Genomic DNA, 2,455 nt, shown 5'->3' on the forward strand with positions numbered 1-2,455 from the left:
TCATGCCGGTTTCGATCAGCCCGGGGCACCCCGCGTTGATGCGCACGCCCGTCCCGACAGCGAGTAGGCGGTGTTCTGCACCAGGCTGATGACGCCGGCCTTCGACGCCGCATAAGGATGCCCCGACGCGCCGCTCTTGAGGCCCGCGACCGACGCGGTGCACAGGATCGCGCCGTGGCCCTGCGCCACCAGATGCGGCATGGTGTATTTCACCGCCAGGAACGGCCCGATCAGATTGACGCGCAACACCTCCTGCCAATGCTCCACGGTCTGATCGGCGAGCGGCACGAGGCCGCCGCTGACGCCCGCATTGGCCCAGATGCCGTCGAGCTTGCCATGCGCCGCGATCGCCTTGGCGATGTACGCCTTGACGTCGTCCTCGGAGCCCGCGTCCGCCTTCATCGCCTCGACACGGCCACCGTCCTTGCGCACCATCGCGGCGGTTTCATCGACGCCCTCGGTGCGATCGACGATCAGGAGGCTGGCGCCCTCCTTGGCGAACAGCAGCGAAGCGGCGCGGCCAATGCCCGAGCCGGCACCGGTGATGATGATGGATTTGCCTTCGAGGCGGCCCATGCGTGTCTCCCTTGACCCATCTTGACCCTTGGCGGCGCTTGCCGCCTTGTGGAATTCGAACAATTGTTTGAATCGGCGCGCCTCACGACTACAAGTGACTTGAGGCGCTGCTGTGTCTGACGTACAGCGACTTCAAACGGGAATGAAGGATTATTTGAAAATGTCCGCCGCGCCCCCCGCCGACAAACCTTTTGTCGCCCAGCACGCCGTGCAGCCCGGTGTCGTCGCGACGCGGTGGTGGTGGGTGAGGCACGCGCCGGTGCGCAGTGACGGCGGCAATATCTACGGCCAGATCGATATCGATTGCGATTGCAGCGACAAGGTGGTGTTCGACGCCGTCGGCCGCGTGCTGCCGAAGACCGCGGTGTGGTACGCGAGCAAGCTGAAGCGAACGCATATGACCGCCGAAGCGATCTTCGCGGCCGGCTTTCCGCGCCCGGCGGAAATCATCCAGGATGCCGATCTCAACGAGCAGCATCTCGGCGATTGGCAGGGCACCAACCGCCAGGCGTTCTTCGCCAAGCAGCCGATCGACCTCGACACCTTCTGGTTCGCGCCGATCGACGAGCCGGCGCCGAACGGCGAGAGCTTCATGGACCTGTATCGCCGCACCCAGCGGGCCATCGCGCGTATCACCGCGGCGCATCCGGGGCAGGACATCGTCGCGGTGGCGCATGGCGGCACCATCAAGGCGGCGATCGGGGTCGCGCTGCACGATCAGCCGTCGCGCGGCCTGGCGTTCACCATCGACAATTGTTCGATCACGCGGCTCGACCACATGGCTTATCAATCACAAGAAGGCTGGCGCATCCCGATGGTCAATCAGCAGCCCTGGATCGCCGACCCGTCCCACGCCGCGATGCATCAGCCGGCGGGGGCGGAGGTCGCGACCAATAGCACTAAGTTGGCCTAGTCGTCATTGCGAGCGAAGCGAAGCAATCCAGCTCGGTGCACTGCGCTGGATTGCTTCGTCGCTTCGCTCCTCGCAATGACGGGGAAACGTCTTCACGCAACAAACAAGAGGGAGAGAGAAACATGACTTTGTTCGACCTGACTGGAAAAGTCGCCGTCATCACCGGCTCGTCGCGCGGCATCGGCAAGGCGATTGCCGAGCGCATGGCGGAGCACGGCGCCAAGGTGGTGATCTCGTCGCGCAAGCAGGACGCCTGCGACGCGGTGGCGAAGTCGATCAACGACGCGCGCGGGGCGGGGACGGCGCTGGCGCTGGCCGCCAACATCTCCAGCAAGGACGATCTCAAGCGTCTCGCCCAGGAAGCGACCGAGAAGCTCGGCAAGATCGACGCACTGGTCTGCAACGCGGCGTCGAACCCGTATTACGGCCCGCAGGCCGGCATCGGCGACGATCAGTTCCGCAAGATCCTCGACAACAACATCGTCGCCAATCACTGGCTGATCAGCGAAGTCGTGCCGCAGATGATCGCGCGCAAGGACGGGTCGATCACCATCGTGTCGTCGATCGGCGGCCTCAAGGGCTCGACCGTGATCGGCGCCTATTGCATCTCCAAGGCCGCCGACATGCAGCTTGCCCGCAACCTCGCCTGCGAATACGGCGAGCACAACATCCGCGTGAACTGCATTGCGCCGGGCCTGATCAAGACCGATTTCGCCCGCGCGCTGTGGGAGAACCCGGAGACGCTGAAGGCCTCCACCGCCCGCTCGCCGCTGCAGCGCATCGGCGAACCCGACGAAATCGCCGGCGCCGCCGTGTTCCTCGCCTCCAAGGCCGGCACGTTTACGACGGGCCAGACCATCGTCATCGACGGCGGCGCGACGATTAGTTGAGTGAGTAGACGGAGCACCGTCTCTCTTTTGTCATTCCGGGGCGCCGCGCAGCGGCGAACCCGGAATCCATACTCCC

Annotated in this window: 2 protein-coding genes and 1 pseudogene; 2 read left to right on the forward strand and 1 reads right to left on the reverse strand. The window is 64.9% G+C overall.

All coding sequences use genetic code 11. The features are described from left to right. Positions 1 to 576, reverse strand: a pseudogene (locus tag I5M_RS29020) (SDR family NAD(P)-dependent oxidoreductase); the annotation flags it as partial. A 160-nt stretch (positions 577 to 736) separates the two neighbouring features. On the opposite strand from I5M_RS29020, the gene I5M_RS02080 reads away from it, so the two are divergent. Together I5M_RS02080 and I5M_RS02085 are read left to right on the forward strand one after the other, a co-directional pair. Continuing rightward, complete coding sequence (locus tag I5M_RS02080; RefSeq protein WP_031335054.1) at positions 737 to 1,489, forward strand: histidine phosphatase family protein; 753 nt, start codon at positions 737 to 739, stop codon at positions 1,487 to 1,489. A gap of 122 nt (positions 1,490 to 1,611) precedes the next feature. After that, positions 1,612 to 2,379 carry an SDR family NAD(P)-dependent oxidoreductase gene (locus I5M_RS02085; RefSeq protein ID WP_022719888.1) on the forward strand — a complete coding sequence of 256 codons (768 nt, stop codon included), beginning with the start codon at positions 1,612 to 1,614 and terminating at the stop codon, positions 2,377 to 2,379. The last annotated feature ends 76 nt before the right edge of the window (positions 2,380 to 2,455 follow it).

The sequence above is a fragment of the Rhodopseudomonas sp. B29 genome, assembly GCF_000333455.1.
GTDB lineage: Bacteria > Pseudomonadota > Alphaproteobacteria > Rhizobiales > Xanthobacteraceae > Rhodopseudomonas.

What these genes read in the sequence shown, in the direction of transcription:
- I5M_RS02080 (WP_031335054.1), top strand. Translation starts at nt 737, where the DNA reads ATGTCCGCCGCGCCCCCCGCCGACAAACCTTTTGTCGCCCAGCACGCC.
- I5M_RS02085 (WP_022719888.1), top strand. Translation starts at nt 1,612, where the DNA reads ATGACTTTGTTCGACCTGACTGGAAAAGTCGCCGTCATCACCGGCTCG.